Genomic DNA, 15,544 nt, shown 5'->3' with positions numbered 1-15,544 from the left:
GCATTCAAATTTTAAAACTGCAGCAATAGATTACATAGAGACAGTGCTGTTCACTTTTGACCTTTTCTAAAAATACTTGCTTTTTATTTTTTTATTTTTTATAATGACAATAATTCGTATTTATCTTTTATTAAAAGCATGGAAGAGGAAAAGTAAGGTTCACCTATTTTTTCACAGAGAACTTCGGCCGCTGAAAAGAAGTAAAAATAAGAACCCGAACAATGGCCTCTGAGCTTCGTGCTGAAAGTATCTATTGATATGAGTAGGTTCCGACGAGATTTGGTACTCGTTATCCATACCACAGTATCAAAGCTTCGTGCTTTCGTACTTGATGAGGCTGTATGTGTGAGCATGCAGTAAAATAAGGTGGTACCACGTCTATTCCAGCCACGTCCTTATCGTTGATTCGATTCGGGCGTGGTTTTTTAATTTCTAAAAAACCAGCCACTCATCGGCGAAAATGCAAGCTAACACAGAATAGGAGGATTTAAATGGGGAAAAATTTAGTCATTCAAACAGATTTTGGTCTTAGTGACGGAGCAGTCAGTGCAATGTATGGGGTGGCGCTTTCTGTCGATTCCAATCTTCGGGTATTTGATCTGACACATGATATTCCACAATATAATATTTGGGAAGGTTCTTACCGCCTCTATCAAACGCTGCCGTATTGGCCTGAAGAGACCGTTTTTATTTCTGTGGTTGATCCAGGAGTAGGAACTGCCAGACTCAGCGTCGTTGTAAAAACGGTGCATAATCAATATATCGTGACGCCGGATAATGGAACATTGACGCATATTAAAAAGGATATCGGCATCAAAGAAGCACGAATTATCGATGAAAAAACAAACCGGCTGCCCAGATCTGGTGAATCCTATACTTTCCACGGACGGGATATTTATGCATATACCGGAGCAAGGCTGGCTTCGGGGACAATCACCTTTGAAGAAGTCGGGAAGGCCGTTGATATAGACGATATTGTGGAACTAACCAAACCGGAAGCCGTTATAGAAGATGATACCGTCTACGGTAATATCGATATTTTAGATATTCGCTTTGGCAATCTATGGACCAATATTAGCCGGGAACTATTTCAAAAAATGCATGTGGCGCATGGAGATGCTTTTGAAGTTACCATCGCCAATAACCGGCAGCAGGTATATAAAAATATCATGACATACAGACATTCCTTTGCGGAAATCCGGCTTGGCGAACCGTTATTGTATGTGAATTCATTAGATAATCTGGGGGTAGCTATTAATCAGGGATCCTTTGCCAATGCATACCATGTAGAAACTGGACCTCATTGGCAAATTATTATCCGGAAAGCACCGAAAACAAATTGATTTTAAAAAAGGGATTGGGTTTTTAATTCACTCGACTTTCGCACCTAAGAATAAGCATATAACTCTTGCTGTACCAGGATGAACATGATTTCTATTATCATGCTTGCTTTGATTTCAATCATCTTTTTATTTTTGAACGGGATAGGGTGTATAGCTTCCGCTCCGGCCAACCACTCCGCTTTCCATGGGGACGGCTTCAGCTAACTTGAAAAGAAAACCGCTTTTCAAGTGGATCTTCAGCTCGCCCTGTTCCCATAGGAGTCTCCGTGGTTGTCCTGCGCTCTAATAGGATGCTACAGCGTTTGGAAGAAATACCCTCCTGATGAAGTGAGATGAAATAATCGCTTTTTAGCCTAAATAAACAATAATTCTGATGTTTCCAATGGTCGATTTAGCAGTTCAAATCATGACAGCATGGATCGTTCATGTCGAGCATAGCTTGCATGCACAGAAATGGCTGATTGCTGAACATTTTTACCATGCACCACGAAAAAGGTGTTCTATCTGATCTAACTTGTATTTGTTCAGCTATTCCGTGTATAGAATCTCCCACTAGCGGAGGCGGACCGTTTTGACTCCTGAGGGATCAGCACCATCTGAAGATGCCCTTTTTCCAAGTGCTCTTCTTGGCAAAAGTTAGCTGAAGAGCGTGCCCCTAGGAAAGCAAAACGGTCCGCCGCAGCGGTAGCTTGACACCTTATCTTCTATTCCTTGTCAAGGGAGTTAGCAAAGGAACGATCAACTCCTGTTTCTCTGGAAATGAAGCTACTTTTTAAAGTGCGAAAGTTGAGTTATAAAAAAGGGACGGGATTTTTAATTTACTAAAACCCCGTCCCTTTTTCCAGATATTTCAACTGTATTGCCATCACTGTACCGTATGATGCGCACTTTCCTGCAATTCCATTGTACCATCTGTCATTTGATATACTTTATCGCAATCATCAATCAATCGGGTATCATGCGTCACCACAATCGTTGCTGTCTGCCTTTCTTTTGTAATTCTTTTCAGCATATGCATCACCTCAAACGCGCGGTCAGAATCAAGTGAGGCAGTTGGTTCATCGGCTAAAATAATACTTGGGTTGGTATAGAGTGCTTTGGCAATAGCAACCCGCTGTTTTTCTCCGCCCGATAAATCTTTCGGAAAGTTACGGATTAAATGATCAATCCCCAGAGACTGATAAAGTTCTTCTGCTTCCTCTTTTTGCATATTTCCTTTCTTCACCTTATCCAACAATTGCATTTGCTGCCCAACATTTAAATAAGGAACAAGATTGGATGCCTGCAAAACAAAGCCTACTTCTTTCAGTCTTAATGCAGCACGATGTTTCTCCTTCACATCTGTCAAAGCTGTTCCATTAAGCCTAATTTCTCCTTCTGTCGGCGTCTGCAGCCCGCCGGCAAGGGTTAAAAATGTACTTTTCCCAGAGCCGGAGGGACCAATAACAGCAATTAATTCTCCTTTTTCCGCTTCAAAATCCGTTTCCTTCATTGCCTCTACTTTCGTTCTGCCCGACTCAAAAGTTTTCTGTACTTTGTTCAATTCTAAAATAGCCATATTTCTTTATCCTCCTATCGCTTTTAACGGATCAATTCGTACAATGGTCTGTACAGAAATAAGTGCGCCAATGACCGAAACAGCAATCAGGATAAGTCCGTACAGCAGCATTTCCATATATTGAAAGGCCACTGGCACAGCCACCGGTAAAAAGAATCCTGTTAGGACAGCCAAAACCAATCCAATGATTACACCTGCTAAAGCAAGCAAAAATGTTTGCGCGACAACAGAGCCGGCCAAATATCTGGAGGATATGCCTTGAGCCTTCATTACCCCGAAAATACTTATCTTTTGAATGGTAAGCACATAAAGAAAAATTGCCAGTACTACTGCAGATATAATAAATAGAAAATAGATCATTAAGGTTAACGTTACATTCTGTTCCGTATAGCCCGGTAAATTCTCTATAAATGTTTCTGTATCAACGACCTGTAACGCTTCATCTGCTTCCACACTATCCAGATGATCTGTACGAATAACAAAGGCATTTACTGCATTCTCCGTACTTTCCGCTGTTTCCCCATATTGGATCGTCTCCAGCGTATCCTGATCAGTAAACAGGACGGGCGCTGCATTAAATCGGGCATTATCCGTAAATCCTGCGATTTCTAACGTTTCATCTGTGGAAGATAGAGAAACTTCATCACCGATTTCAAAGCCATCTTCTTGTAAGGTGTCATCCGCTATTACCTGACCCTCATCTGCAAAGGCCTGCCCTTCTGTAACATTTGGCATGATAAAGGAGTCTGTATCTACAGCAAAGATAAATACATTTTCTTTGTTATCGCCGTTACTGGCAATCGCGCTTAACTGAGATAACTCGGTATATTCATCCGCTCCGGTTCCATCAAAATCATCCTCTGATAACACGGACTGCTGCAAACGTAAATCGGATTCTTCTGTCAAAATAATTCCATCCGCTTCCCATTTATCAACAGCTTCCCGGTTTAATTGCTCCAGTCCATTGGCCAAACCTGATAAAAAGAAAACAAGGTAAGAAATAAGTACCAATACACCAATGACCAATGTAAAACGAAGCTTGTTATTCTTTATTTCATTCCAAGCTAAAAACATGCCTTCACTTCCCTCTGTCTTCATTACAAATACTATTGTCTGTTCCCTTTTCAGAGCATGTTTAACCCTGCAATCTCCAAAGGATCATTTTCATCATCTGTTAAATCTTTTAAATAACCAATAATGCTATCTTTTTCTTGTATATCAAGCTCTTCATATAACAACTGCCCGGCAAACTCCCAAATATCCTCCAGTCTTCTTCTTAACTGATTAAAAACCAAAGCATCTTCATTGATATGATAACTCTTATGATACTGCTGATATACTTTCATAAAATGCTTCAAGTAAGGCTTATCTGTCAGAAACATAATATCTGCTTCAGCAGGAGCCAATTTCAACCCTTCCCAATCAATTAACAGCAAGTTATCTGCCTGCATCAAATTCCAATGATGAAGATCCGTATGACATAGCACTTTATCTAATGAAGCAGTATGCAGTTTTTCTGACAGCTCTTTTATAGCATTAATCCACACCCCTATCTTTTCCCGATTTTCACGCGTAAAAGAATCCCATTCTGCCGAAATCTGCTCTGTTTTGCTATACATAATTTCTTCCAATTCCCTTACAAAGGACACCTCAAAATTCTCTGTCAGAGCCTCCGTTGGAAAAGGAATCTCCTCACCGAATGAATGGAGTGTGGCAATCATATGTGCAAATGCTTTCGCCTGCTGCTCTGTTAAATCTTTTTCACCAATTGGTTGTCCTTGAATAAAAGGATATAATAGATAAATATTTTCTTCATCTTCACATTTGTAATTCCCTTCCCTGGTCTTTAACGGAATAGGGACCTTTCCTTTCAAACAACTGTTATGTTCCAACCATGCCACAATAGGAACGTATTGGTCTATCATTGCTGTTAATTTTGGAGTGGAAGCCCGGCTCTTTTTATAAGCTTTTAAAAAGTAAGTAGTACCACCATTTGCTTTCACCTCAAAAGCAAACGAGGCCCATCCGCCTTGTTTGGATTGGATAAGCGTTGGATGGACATCATATTCTGATTGTAAGATTGCAGTAAATTTATTCATTACGATAACCCCTTTCCTGAAGAAGCTTTAACCCTGCTGCAAATTTAAAAAAGGCTGTTTCTCATTAATACGGTCAAAAAACATAATTCCATTCAGATGGTCCATTTCATGCTGCATCAGAATGGCACCATATCCTTTGAAGGTATAGGTATGCTCCTCTCCTTCAACATCATAAGCCTGCACCTTTATTCGCTCGTAACGCGGCACATGCCCATGTACTTCTCTATTGACAGACAGGCAGCCTTCTCCTTCCGGCAGATAGATCGTATTTGCAGCATGGCTGATCAGCTTGGGATTAATCAGTTTTAATTCGGTTGTTTCCCCATTTTCTGTTTGGTATAATGCAGCAAACATGCTTTTATTGATACCGACTTGATTCGCCGAAAGTCCGGAGCCTGGTCTTAATTTATATTTCTTTGCAATGTCCGGATCCTGGCTGTTTTTCAAATACATCAGCATACACTCCAGCTCTATTTTTGTTTCCTCAGAAACAGGTAAACGCACTGGATCCAGCTGTTTTCTTAGAATAGGAGCCCCTTCTTTTTTAATATCTTTCATCGTCATACGATACGCTTTATGAAATGTCGTCATAAATAAACACCTCTTCTACGTTTTTATCAAGTGCTCTGGAAATTTTAAAAGCCAGTTCTAACGTCGGGTCATATTTATCATTTTCCACACAATTAATTGTTTGCCTCGCAACGCCGCACAACTTAGATAATTTTTCTTGTGTTATATTCGATTGCTTTCTTATTTTTTTAATTACGTTTTTCATGCATCTAAGCTCCTTTTTGTCAAAAGTATTGGACAAATTATAGCATACAATAGAAAAATGTCCAAAACTTTAGACATCATGAAATACGAATCCTTTTTTTATACATACTAAACATTGAATCCTGCTGTTTTCTGTTGTTACAAATAACGGGCATTTTCGGTTTTACAATCCATCATTCCTATCGGTTACAAAAATTTTTTGTTACTCTGCGTGTCCCCTTTTCATGAAAAGTGTTATTATAGTATATGTTTTCGGAAATATGAATAGGACAATCCTATCTTTGGAGTGATTACATTGAAGGCATGGTTAAAAAATCGGACAAAAACCGAATATATTACCGTCTGTCTATTACTAATCGGATTTATCGCGTCAATGATTTTTATCAACAATAATTATGATTTATATGATAAAACAATCGTTCACATAACCGATGTTCAAGAAACAACGAGAGAAAATCAAACAGATGTGAACGGCAACGAAGACGAGCGTGTCGTACAGCAAATTGAAGGAGAAATAAAAAACGGATCGGATAAAGGAGAAATAACGGAATTTGATAATGAATATATCCAGTCTTTGGCATTGGATTATGAGTTATCCGAAGGGGATGAGATATTTCTAGCTCCAGACGGCGAGGCTACAGACGATATCAAACGGGATAAATATTTCGTGTTAACAGCATGGATATTTCTGATTATTTTATTAGCAGTCGGCAAGTCTCGAGGTGCTTTATCTGCGCTGAGTCTGCTAGTCAATGCGGTTATCCTATCATTCGCACTGGATATTTATATACAGCATCCGAGTATCGGGCTTTCTGTTATTACTGCTGTCAGCATTATTATTTTCACAGTACTTTCCTTATTGATGGCAACAGGATTTAACAAAAAAACCTATACAGCTATTCTGGCTACATTGATTGGTACAGTTGTTTCGTTGGTGATTGCTTATGCAGCCCTTCATTTCACTGGCGAACAAGGGTTACGTTATGAAGAAATGGCCTTTTTAACCAGAAGCCCAGAGACCATATTCATGGCAGGATTACTGATTGGCTCTTTGGGAGCTGTAATGGATGTTGCCATTACTTTATCTGCGTCTATGTTTGAGATGTTTGAGAAAAACAACCGGATTGATTTAAAAACATTAAAAAAAGCAGGTTATGAAGTCGGGAAAGATATTATGGGCGCCATGACTAACATTTTATTTTTCGCATATGTCAGCGGGTCGATTCCGATGTTGTTAATCTATTTGAAAAATGCAGCACCACTCGGTTTCACCATATCGATGAACCTTTCTCTTGAGTTAACACGTGCTCTAGTTGGCGGAATCGGTATTGTACTGACGATTCCGATTACAATCTATATTTCCATTTTCTTTATCCGGAGAAAGCAGGCTAAATTATGAATGTACTTTTATTATTGGCAATCATACTATTTGCATTAATGGCTTGGGTTGGCGGCATGAAGGGCGTGCGATCTTTTATTGCCCTCTTTATCAATTTTGTGATTGTTCTAATGGCTGTTTTTGTCATGAATGATCCGACTGGAAATCCAATTATTATTGCACTTATCGCATGTGCTTTTATTAGTGCAGTCAGCTTGTTCTTTATTAATCGGGTAAATAATAAAACGATGCTCGCTTTTTTATCTACCATAGCGACGATGGTTATCTTAATCTTTTTCATCATTATTTTAACCGAACAGTCGATGATTTATGGACTTGGAGAAGAAGAGTCTGGGGAAATAACAGCTTTCAATGTGCATATTGGGTTGAATTTCATTCAAATTGCTACAGCGGTTATTATTATGAGCACGATTGGAGCGATTGTAGATACCGCTATTTCTATTACCTCGCCAATGCGTGAAATCCATGAGCAGAATCCGGAAATTTCCAGAAAGAATCTATTCTTAGCTGGTATCCGGATTGGACGTGATATTCTGGGCACAAGCACAAACACCCTATTCTTTGCCTTTTTCGGAGGGTACATGGGGCTGCTGATTTGGTTTAAAGATTTAGACTACTCTCTTGGTGATATTATTAATGCGAAGGTATTTAACGATGAATTACTCTCCATTCTTCTTTCTGGTGTCGGTATCGCCTTGGTTATCCCGATTGCTTCCCTGATGAGTGCCTATTATTTGAAGAAGAAAAAGAGCGATACAGAATTAGATAATAAAGAATAAACACCAATAAATAGAAATAAGTAATCAAGAAGCCTGCATGCGAATTCTTTCATAGAACGTATGCAGGCTTCTTAATTACTCAACTTTCGCACTTAAAAAGTAACTTCCATTCCATGGAAACAGGGGTTGATTGTTTCTTCCGTACAGCTTTGACAAAGATTTGAAGGTACAGTGTGAGGCGACTGCTACGGCGGACCGTTTTGCTTTCCTAGGGGCACGCTCTTCAGCTAACTTTTGCCAAGAAGAACACTTGGCAAAAGTGGATCTTCAGATGGTGCTAATCCCTCAGGAGTCAAAACGGTCCGCCTCCGCTAGCAGGGTGTTCTATACGATTGCAATAGCTCTACTAATAAAAGTTCGATCAGACAGAACAAATTTTTCGTGGTGCATGGTAAAAATATTCAGCAATCATCCTAGCTCCTTTTCTTATTTTTATAATGCATTTTTCTGAAACGGTATTGCTTTATCTGTCTAAAAATTTGTTAAATAAGCAGTTTTTTACTATGATGAAACTAAGGTGTCTGAATATTCATCCTGATAAATGAAGGGAATGAAGCTGCTTTGATGCTCTATCGTCTACCCATATTGATACTTACTACAGGATTTGTCTATATATTTATATCCCCATCTGAACCATTAACATTCAGTATTTTCTTTAAAGTGATTCCGATGGTGCTTATCCTAATCTATGCTTTTGAACAGTCTCTTCCAAGGCGGGAGGCCGTGCATTATTGGATTATTGGCGGGATTACATTTTGTTTAATTGGAGACGCCACGCTGCATTGGTTCTTTGTAGGCTGGACTGCGTTTTTTATCGGCCATGTCTTTTATACGGTGGGATTTTTAAAACAATGGCGTTTTTCTTGGCTGAAAAGTCTCTCTGTCATACCGCTTCTTCTTTTTGCTATTTGGATTGGTTACCGGCTAGTAAACAATCTGCAGGCAGATGGAGAGACTGCTTATATGATTCTGGTAATTGCTTACACGGTCATCATTGTGCTGATGAGTTTTTCAGCGATTATGACCGGAAACCGCTGGGCTATTCTGGGCAGCATCCTCTTTATTATTTCTGATAGTATACTTGCCTGGAATACATTTATAACCGGTTTTACAGGTGCACAGGAAGCCATTATGCTTACGTATTACGGTGCCCAATTTCTTATTGCCCACAGCCTGTTTACCCTAGATTCCACTCAAAAAGGAATGGCTTGGTGACGTTCGTATTAAAAAGAGCCTTTCTGTTCACAAAAGTTGCTAAACAGAAAGGCTCTTTTTATAGTGATGGCGTTATCTCCGGATGTTTCTGTAAAAAATCGACATAATAAATCAGGTCATCTGCTAATTTGTTTAAGCGGTCCACCACATTTTGATTCGTAATGACATAGTTTGTATAATCTTTTTCTTCCACAAATACATATTTGGGCACAACCCATGCATGCATATAATGCAGAATTGGCTTCAAATGCTGCTCCGGCACCAGATAATGTTTCGTTGTCCCGGCTGTAGCAATAATAGCAATCATTTTATTCTTAAATGCATCAACAGGCAGGAGATCAAAAATATTTTTTAATGTTCCCGGGATGGATGCTTGAAAAACAGGCATTCCAACCATAATACCGTCAGCCTGCATGATTTTTTCAAGTAAGATTTTCGTATCCCCCGTATAATCTTTATAGGAACGGCCATCACTAAATACGATATCATAATCCTTCAAATCAAGCAGTTCCACCTCTACTCCAGCGTGCGCTTTCTCTATATGTTTCAATACATGTTCCACAGCTATCCTTGTTTTCGATCCTACTGTCGAACCGGAAATACCAACTATTTTCACCGAGCATCCCCCTATGTGTTCTTTTATTCTATATATATTCAAAAATTCGCTTTCTGATTTGTCCACCTGTCCAAGAACAGATGAATACCGATTTACTCTGTATATGAGTAAATAAAGTATACTTGAAATAACTGCACGTTCCTTTTCATGCCCTGAAACAGTACAAATATACAAGAACGAGAACGTTTCTTAAAACAGTTATTTTACTCATATTATACCTAGTTCATAATCAGAAATACAGTTAGATGCTTAAGAACCGGCCCGACTTTCCCGAAACAACAAGGTACTTTAACGTTGAATAAATTGATATTTCTTTAAATCGACATACCCCTTCGAACTGACCCTTACGTCCTCTGCCTCCAGACGAGTACGCTGCTCCCAGTTTGCCTCTTCATCAGGGATAGCAAGTTGCCCTTTTGCATTAATTACTCGATGCCAGGGCAAACGATGCTTTTTACTCATAGAATGAAGTACACGGACAACCTGCCTTGCTGCTCGGGGATTACCGGCCTCCCGGGCAATTTGTCCATACGTCATTACTTGTCCGGGCGGTATCTGCTGTATTATTTTGATAACTTCTTGCGTAAAAGGCGTCATGTTATATCCTTCCCATTCACAATAATCATGTCACATATTTTCTTGGTACGCGTTTACCGATTAAACAAACCGTTTCATAATGAATCGTTTGCATTTGTTCCGCAACTGTCTCCAGAGAAATATATCCTTCATCCGGTTCACCGAAAATGGTTATTGTATCATTCTCATGGATATCCTCTACATCAGAAACATCCACCATGCTCTGATCCATACAAATACGTCCGACTATCAAGCATTCTTTTCCACGGACAGTAACATGTCCCTGATTGGATAAAAGACGCGAAAAGCCATCCGCATATCCAATCGGCAGCGTGGCAATCTTCGTATCTTTTGTCGTTGTATATGTTCTTCCGTAACTGATAGATTGACCAGCCGGAACATTTTTAATCAATACAGGTTTTGTTTTTAAGCTCATCACCTGTCTAAGCGAAAGAATCTTTTTTAAATGCGGTTCCGGATAAAGGCCATACAAACTGACACCGACGCGCACCATATCGAGATGCATCTCTGGATAGGCAATCGTTCCGGCGCTATTACAGCAATGCTTTATCGGAATCGCATACCCTTTTGCTTCTACTGCTTGATATATCTGCTGGAAGCTTTCAAACTGCTGATACGTATAGACACTTGATTCTCCATTATCTGCTTCAGCAAAATGTGTATAGATACCTTCTACCTCTATCTCCTCCCGGTCCAGCGCCCGGCAAAGAGCGACAGCTTCTTCCGCAGTACGGACACCGATTCGCGTCATGCCAGTATCTATTTTCAGATGGACTTTTGCTTTTTTCTGCAAAGATGTTGCAGCCTGGCAAATCGCTTCAATCGTTTCTTCGGAGTAAACTGTCAAAGTAACATCCTGCTCTACGGCTGAACGAACAGCATGAGCAGCTGTATACCCTAATAGCAATATCGGCGCAGTAATCCCCGCCTCTCTCAAGGCTACCGCCTCATCCAGAAAAGCAACACCGAGATACTCCGCTCCATTAGCCAGCGCCTCTTCCGCAATTGGTACAGCACCATGACCATACCCATCTGCTTTCACCACAGCCATCAGTCTGGTATCTTTACGAATATGTTGTTTAAACTGCTTTACATTATATGCGAAAGCTTGCAGAGATACTTCAGCCCACGTATCACGAAAACTGGTCGTTATCATATTATTCTCACCTCAACTATCATTCTTGCTTTGATACACGATATATTTTTCTTTTCATCATTACCCATTTTATCATTTCCATTCTTTGTTGGGTAGCTCCTCAAGAGCACTCCGAACCAGCATAAGTCTGCCATATGTTTTTGAAAACGGCAGCGTTCCTGCTATAAAACCTCCTCGATTTCATAAAGGTTTTTTTCTATGTTTATTTCTTTACACATGTATGAAACATGCGTATTATTCTATTATTCGGGAAAATTATTATTAGCATTGTTGGGAGGTTGAGAAAATGAAACAAATCATTCTTGCGCTCATTGGAACGATTTTTTGTGCGTTGGCAACCACCATATTCGCCATGCCGAACCAAATTGCAGACGGAGGAATTTTAGGAATTGCTTTGTTACTCTTTTATTCTCTTGGATGGTCACCCGGCATTGTAACGATGGTTGCTTTTATTCTATTACAGCTGGTCAGTTTTAAATTTCTTCCTAAAGGCATTGTTATCAAAACCATGGTTAATGTGCCGCTCTTGTCTTTATTTATCTTTTTAACGGAAAATATCGTAACCGAGCCTCTTGGCGATTCTTTGGTAGCTGCTATTTTTGCGGGAATTACAATGGGAGTCGGGTTCGGTTTAATCATTCAGGCGGGCAGCTCCATTGGTGGAACATCAACCATAGCCCGGCTGCTCGCTCAGCGTTATGAATGGAATGTCGTGCTTACCACTTTTATTATGGATGCGATTATCGTATTAACCGGTATTTTTATCATCGGACCACTTTATACGTTATATACGATTATTGCATTATTTATCGGCAAAGTTGCCAGTGATTATGTCATTGGCGGATTTGATTCGAAAAAAGCTGTCACCATTATTTCGCCGGAATTTCAAAAAATAGCCCATGATATTAATACCGTCATGTCATCCAGCGCCACCTTTATCAATGGATCAGGTTCCTATACAGAACGCCAGCATTTTATTCTTTACATCATTGTACCGAGCTACCGTCTTTTAGCACTGAAACGGATTGTCCGGGAAGTGGATGCTAATGCATTTGTCGTTGTACACAATGTCAAAGACGTGTCAGGCGGGACCTTTTTTGCTCCGACACCAGAAGAGGACGTAGCTTTCACAGAATTTGATGAAGAAACAATCCCTCCGGACACCGAACAGGTGACACCGGATGGCACTACTACGGATAAATCAGATTAGCATGGTATAAAGCAAAAAAAGTGAGCTGCTCATTAGACAGCTCACTTTTTCAGTGTTTCTTTCGGAGACTTTGTATCATTTCGCTGTACAACGTTCCACTTATTTCCAAACAGTTGAATACTATTTTCAACCTTTTTGATAATTTCGTCTGCCCGTTCATAAATGATACCCCGCAAATCCTGCATCTGACGCATTAACTTATCAAGCCATGCCTCCTGCTTCTCCATCCTTTCCTGTAGCAAAACCATATTCTTATCTTTCTGATTGGATTGATGCTGCATTTCCTCCAATATTTGTTCTTGTTTCTCCATTTTGTTCAACATAGCAGTTTGTGCTGTATCCATTTTTTCAAGTTTTTCCTGCATCACGAGCTGATTATGTTGCATGTCATCGGTCTCGGACTTCGCATTCTCCTGCTCAGTCCTCATTTCTGTAAGCTGCCTGGTTTCATTTCTTATGTTTCCATCCAATACATCTAAATGCTGTAAGACTTTTTCTTGCCCTTGCTGCAGGTGCTGTTTATTTTTATCCATTTCCGTTAATCTTTTCGCAATACGTTCCAACTGCTGATTTTTAGCAAACATATCCCGCTGAAGCTGCTGCAATACTTCTGCAGATTCTTTCTGCATCTCCAGCTGTTTTTCATCTCTTTCACGGGCATATGCATAAACAAACATCTCCTGGTTTGACGAAGAACCTTTTATATCTTCTGCATAAATGCGCTTTTGCTGGTTCAGATATACCATTTCCATCACCTCTAAAATCAGCTTATGCACAAGAATAAAAATAGGACGAATTTTGGTTATGTGCCTATGTTCCTGTCTAAATGTCGGAATGGAACCTGGTTGTTTGTTGTATATCAAAGGTAAAAAAAGAGGAGGAAGTATTCTTCCAGAGGGTTTCTCTTTTCAGAGGCGTTTTAGAAAAGGTCATTTGGACAGGGGCAGAGAAAGCAGAACAAATAGCCCGAAAGAAATGGTCTTTCAAAACTTCGAGCTGCTCTTTGATTATTATTTTAATCCCGGTGGGTGGTACTGTGCGTCCGTGCTTTAAAGGCAGCAATAAACTGATCTGGTGAAGATGTGATAATGTAGGCATAAACTCCCTTAAGCGTATGCAAATACAGCATCCCCTTTTTTCCGGTAAGGCGGTAGGAAATATCCATTACATTATCCAACGGAAATTCCCTGTATTTTGTAACAATCTTTTCTTCATAAAGATACATATAGCGCTGCTCTTCTGTATCCTTTTGTTCTAATGCATTCACTTGACGGACTACTTTTACATACGGTTGTTTGGCAATAAATTGCATTGTCCCCTCCCCGTTAATGAATCGTTCTTCACGTATTTATCGATTAGCTTTCTGCAACACGCAGATGGTTTTTTCTCCATTGCAGCCATTGATTTTCTCTCGTTTGACGCGGTAAAAATTGACGGATATCCTCTTCATGATAACCTACCTGCAAACGTTTGGCATCCACCATAATCGGGCTGCGCAAAAGACGCGGATATTCCTGGATGATTTCCAACAGTTCCTGCAGCGGCAATGCTTCAATATCAAGATCTAAATCCTTATAAATCTTAGAACGTGTTGAAATGATTTCATCTGTCCCTTCGACTGTCATGCGAAGAATATTTTGCAATTCCGTTACTGTCAGCGGTTCTCTGATGACATTTCGTTCTGTATATTCAATTCCATTTTTCGTAAACCATTGTTTTGCTTTCCTTGTTGATGAACATGCTGCACCATAAATCGTGACTGTCATTAATCATACCCCATTTATTATTTAGTTTCTTTCTTCAAATCATTTTCTTAAACCTTTACTTAACAGGTTCATTTCGATACGAAAGTTTTCTACAGCTTCCTCACAGGAAAGATCCCTGGTCAGCTGATCAACAATGTTTCGAAATGTAACAGAGGTTAAAATTTGCATAACATGGAAAAACTCCTGTTTACTATCAATATTCAATTTATTAAAATCAACCAAATCTTTCACTTGATTCATGGCATCTACTTCATTGTGCTTTCCTAAAAACAATTCTGTAAATGAATCCTCAATTTCATGTGTGACGTTCAATATGGCGTTCTTTAAAAACTGCAGTTGCTTTTCTTTAGACAGCTCTGTCAGTGTCAGCCGGAAAATTTTATCCATAGAGGCCATCAAATCGCCACCTGTTTCCTGCAACTGGTTCAAAAAAAAAGCGCGGCGTTTATCTGTATGAAGCTTTAATAAATAATAAAAAGCATCTTCTTTGCCATCAAAATACTGGTAAAAACTTCCTCTTGAAACACCTGCAAGTTTAACAATATTCGCAATGGAGGCTTGCGATAACGGAGCTCTTGCAAATTCTTTTTCAACTGCCTGCAATAATGTCGCCCGTTTAGAGTCATTTAAATTAAAAAATGTTGATGTAGGCATATACTTGCTCCTCCAAAACCAAATGTGACACATCGTCATGTCTATAGTTATATAGTATATGACACAGTGTCACCAGTCAATATTTTTCATGACATCGTGTCACTTTTTTTATGAAATGTGACGGTTCTATGGCAAACAGCCTATTGCTTTAGTGTTTCCTTTTCCTTCTTAAATAAACAGCTTTTTCAATAAAAGAGTACTGTTTTATTTATTTTCCGACTTAACCATTTTATTCCCCGTTCCTGTCATTTCATAACCTGAAAATGTGAACATTTCTAAAATGATTTCTGCTGCTTCCAGGTTTGACATAAAATCTGTTGTTTACAAACAGTATGGATATCACCTTAATGAAGCGGATATAAGGTGGAGAGATAAAGT

17 protein-coding genes and 1 other annotated feature are annotated in these 15,544 nt (G+C 39.4%); of the genes, 5 read left to right on the top strand and 12 right to left on the bottom strand.

Translation table 11 applies throughout. From position 1 onward, the window contains the following. Positions 1-130 precede the first annotated feature (130 nt). Positions 131-400: a binding site (T-box leader), on the top strand. A 91-nt stretch (positions 401-491) separates the two neighbouring features. Then, positions 492-1,343: an SAM hydrolase/SAM-dependent halogenase family protein gene (locus tag B7E05_RS02270; RefSeq protein ID WP_080872177.1), complete on the top strand. Its 852-nt coding sequence runs from the start codon at positions 492-494 to the stop codon at positions 1,341-1,343. A gap of 865 nt (positions 1,344-2,208) precedes the next feature. Here B7E05_RS02270 and B7E05_RS02265 read toward each other — a convergent pair. Genes B7E05_RS02265 through B7E05_RS02245 form a run of 5 tightly spaced genes read right to left on the bottom strand, consistent with a single transcriptional unit; the run spans position 2,209 to position 5,775 of the window. Then, positions 2,209-2,901, bottom strand: a complete 693-nt coding sequence (locus B7E05_RS02265; protein ID WP_080872175.1) for an ABC transporter ATP-binding protein — start codon at positions 2,899-2,901, stop codon at positions 2,209-2,211. Positions 2,902-2,907: 6 nt separating this feature from the next. Further along, positions 2,908-3,975 carry an ABC transporter permease gene (locus B7E05_RS02260; RefSeq protein WP_080872174.1) on the bottom strand — a complete coding sequence of 356 codons (1,068 nt, stop codon included), beginning with the start codon at positions 3,973-3,975 and terminating at the stop codon, positions 2,908-2,910. A gap of 50 nt (positions 3,976-4,025) precedes the next feature. Next, the gene (locus B7E05_RS02255; protein WP_080872172.1) at positions 4,026-5,000 is read right to left on the bottom strand and encodes a phosphotransferase; all 975 of its coding nucleotides are present in this window, start codon (positions 4,998-5,000) and stop codon (positions 4,026-4,028) included. A gap of 27 nt (positions 5,001-5,027) precedes the next feature. Further along, positions 5,028-5,591, bottom strand: a complete 564-nt coding sequence (gene def, locus B7E05_RS02250; protein WP_080872171.1) for a peptide deformylase — start codon at positions 5,589-5,591, stop codon at positions 5,028-5,030. Beyond that, a complete protein-coding gene (locus B7E05_RS02245) occupies positions 5,575-5,775 on the bottom strand; it encodes a helix-turn-helix transcriptional regulator (RefSeq protein WP_080872170.1) in 201 nt (66 codons plus the stop codon). The genes def and B7E05_RS02245 overlap by 17 nt, the downstream gene beginning before the upstream one ends. 285 nt (positions 5,776-6,060) lie before the next feature. Between B7E05_RS02245 and B7E05_RS02240 the strand changes: the two genes are divergently transcribed. The 3 genes from B7E05_RS02240 (at position 6,061) to B7E05_RS02230 (ending at position 9,167) form a co-directional block, all read left to right on the top strand. Then, positions 6,061-7,173 carry a YibE/F family protein gene (locus B7E05_RS02240; RefSeq protein WP_425435080.1) on the top strand — a complete coding sequence of 371 codons (1,113 nt, stop codon included), beginning with the start codon at positions 6,061-6,063 and terminating at the stop codon, positions 7,171-7,173. Next, a complete protein-coding gene (locus B7E05_RS02235; protein WP_080872169.1) occupies positions 7,170-7,952 on the top strand; it encodes a YibE/F family protein in 783 nt (260 codons plus the stop codon). Before B7E05_RS02240 ends, B7E05_RS02235 begins: the two co-directional genes overlap by 4 nt. 564 nt (positions 7,953-8,516) lie before the next feature. Continuing rightward, positions 8,517-9,167 (top strand): lysoplasmalogenase, encoded by a 651-nt coding sequence (locus tag B7E05_RS02230; RefSeq protein WP_245832925.1) that lies wholly within the window; start codon positions 8,517-8,519, stop codon positions 9,165-9,167. Positions 9,168-9,225: 58 nt separating this feature from the next. On the opposite strand, the gene B7E05_RS02225 is transcribed toward B7E05_RS02230, so the two are convergent. The 3 genes from B7E05_RS02225 to alr form a co-directional block, all read right to left on the bottom strand. Further along, on the bottom strand, positions 9,226-9,783 hold the full coding sequence (locus tag B7E05_RS02225; protein WP_080872167.1) for an NADPH-dependent FMN reductase: 558 nt from the start codon (positions 9,781-9,783) through the stop codon (positions 9,226-9,228). Between the two features lie 288 nt (positions 9,784-10,071). Then, positions 10,072-10,380: an MGMT family protein gene (locus tag B7E05_RS02220; RefSeq protein ID WP_080872165.1), complete on the bottom strand. Its 309-nt coding sequence runs from the start codon at positions 10,378-10,380 to the stop codon at positions 10,072-10,074. A 25-nt stretch (positions 10,381-10,405) separates the two neighbouring features. After that, positions 10,406-11,536, bottom strand: a complete 1,131-nt coding sequence (gene alr / locus B7E05_RS02215) for an alanine racemase (RefSeq protein ID WP_080872163.1) — start codon at positions 11,534-11,536, stop codon at positions 10,406-10,408. 286 nt (positions 11,537-11,822) lie between these two features. On the opposite strand from alr, the gene B7E05_RS02210 reads away from it, so the two are divergent. Continuing rightward, entirely contained in the window at positions 11,823-12,746 is a 924-nt protein-coding gene (locus B7E05_RS02210; RefSeq protein ID WP_080872161.1) for a YitT family protein, read from the top strand. A gap of 41 nt (positions 12,747-12,787) precedes the next feature. Here the strand turns inward: B7E05_RS02210 and B7E05_RS02205 are convergent, their stop codons facing one another. From B7E05_RS02205 to B7E05_RS02190, 4 genes are all read right to left on the bottom strand, one after another. Further along, complete coding sequence (locus tag B7E05_RS02205) at positions 12,788-13,492, bottom strand: coiled-coil domain-containing protein (protein WP_080872159.1); 705 nt, start codon at positions 13,490-13,492, stop codon at positions 12,788-12,790. Positions 13,493-13,761: 269 nt separating this feature from the next. Continuing rightward, on the bottom strand, positions 13,762-14,058 hold the full coding sequence (locus B7E05_RS02200) for a hypothetical protein (RefSeq protein ID WP_080872158.1): 297 nt from the start codon (positions 14,056-14,058) through the stop codon (positions 13,762-13,764). Positions 14,059-14,101: 43 nt separating this feature from the next. Then, positions 14,102-14,512 (bottom strand): Spx/MgsR family RNA polymerase-binding regulatory protein, encoded by a 411-nt coding sequence (locus B7E05_RS02195; protein ID WP_080872156.1) that lies wholly within the window; start codon positions 14,510-14,512, stop codon positions 14,102-14,104. A 39-nt stretch (positions 14,513-14,551) separates the two neighbouring features. After that, the gene (locus tag B7E05_RS02190) at positions 14,552-15,166 is read right to left on the bottom strand and encodes a TetR/AcrR family transcriptional regulator (RefSeq protein WP_080872155.1); all 615 of its coding nucleotides are present in this window, start codon (positions 15,164-15,166) and stop codon (positions 14,552-14,554) included. Positions 15,167-15,544 lie beyond the last annotated feature (378 nt).

It is taken from the genome of Oceanobacillus timonensis (assembly GCF_900166635.1).
Classification (GTDB): Bacteria; Bacillota; Bacilli; order Bacillales; family Amphibacillaceae; genus Oceanobacillus; species Oceanobacillus timonensis.
The sequence above is the reverse complement of the archived record's forward strand: the minus strand, read 5'-3'. Positions and strand labels throughout refer to the sequence as shown.

Coding starts and splice junctions, on each gene's coding strand:
- B7E05_RS02255 (WP_080872172.1), bottom strand. CDS start 5,000: ATGAATAAATTTACTGCAATCTTACAATCAGAATATGATGTCCATCCA.
- B7E05_RS02210 (WP_080872161.1), top strand. CDS start 11,823: ATGAAACAAATCATTCTTGCGCTCATTGGAACGATTTTTTGTGCGTTG.
- B7E05_RS02195 (WP_080872156.1), bottom strand. CDS start 14,512: ATGACAGTCACGATTTATGGTGCAGCATGTTCATCAACAAGGAAAGCA.
- B7E05_RS02205 (WP_080872159.1), bottom strand. CDS start 13,492: ATGGTATATCTGAACCAGCAAAAGCGCATTTATGCAGAAGATATAAAA.
- def (WP_080872171.1), bottom strand. CDS start 5,591: ATGACGACATTTCATAAAGCGTATCGTATGACGATGAAAGATATTAAA.
- B7E05_RS02200 (WP_080872158.1), bottom strand. CDS start 14,058: ATGCAATTTATTGCCAAACAACCGTATGTAAAAGTAGTCCGTCAAGTG.
- B7E05_RS02220 (WP_080872165.1), bottom strand. CDS start 10,380: ATGACGCCTTTTACGCAAGAAGTTATCAAAATAATACAGCAGATACCG.
- B7E05_RS02265 (WP_080872175.1), bottom strand. CDS start 2,901: ATGGCTATTTTAGAATTGAACAAAGTACAGAAAACTTTTGAGTCGGGC.
- B7E05_RS02260 (WP_080872174.1), bottom strand. CDS start 3,975: ATGTTTTTAGCTTGGAATGAAATAAAGAATAACAAGCTTCGTTTTACA.
- B7E05_RS02190 (WP_080872155.1), bottom strand. CDS start 15,166: ATGCCTACATCAACATTTTTTAATTTAAATGACTCTAAACGGGCGACA.
- B7E05_RS02230 (WP_245832925.1), top strand. CDS start 8,517: ATGCTCTATCGTCTACCCATATTGATACTTACTACAGGATTTGTCTAT.
- alr (WP_080872163.1), bottom strand. CDS start 11,536: ATGATAACGACCAGTTTTCGTGATACGTGGGCTGAAGTATCTCTGCAA.
- B7E05_RS02245 (WP_080872170.1), bottom strand. CDS start 5,775: ATGAAAAACGTAATTAAAAAAATAAGAAAGCAATCGAATATAACACAA.
- B7E05_RS02235 (WP_080872169.1), top strand. CDS start 7,170: ATGAATGTACTTTTATTATTGGCAATCATACTATTTGCATTAATGGCT.
- B7E05_RS02270 (WP_080872177.1), top strand. CDS start 492: ATGGGGAAAAATTTAGTCATTCAAACAGATTTTGGTCTTAGTGACGGA.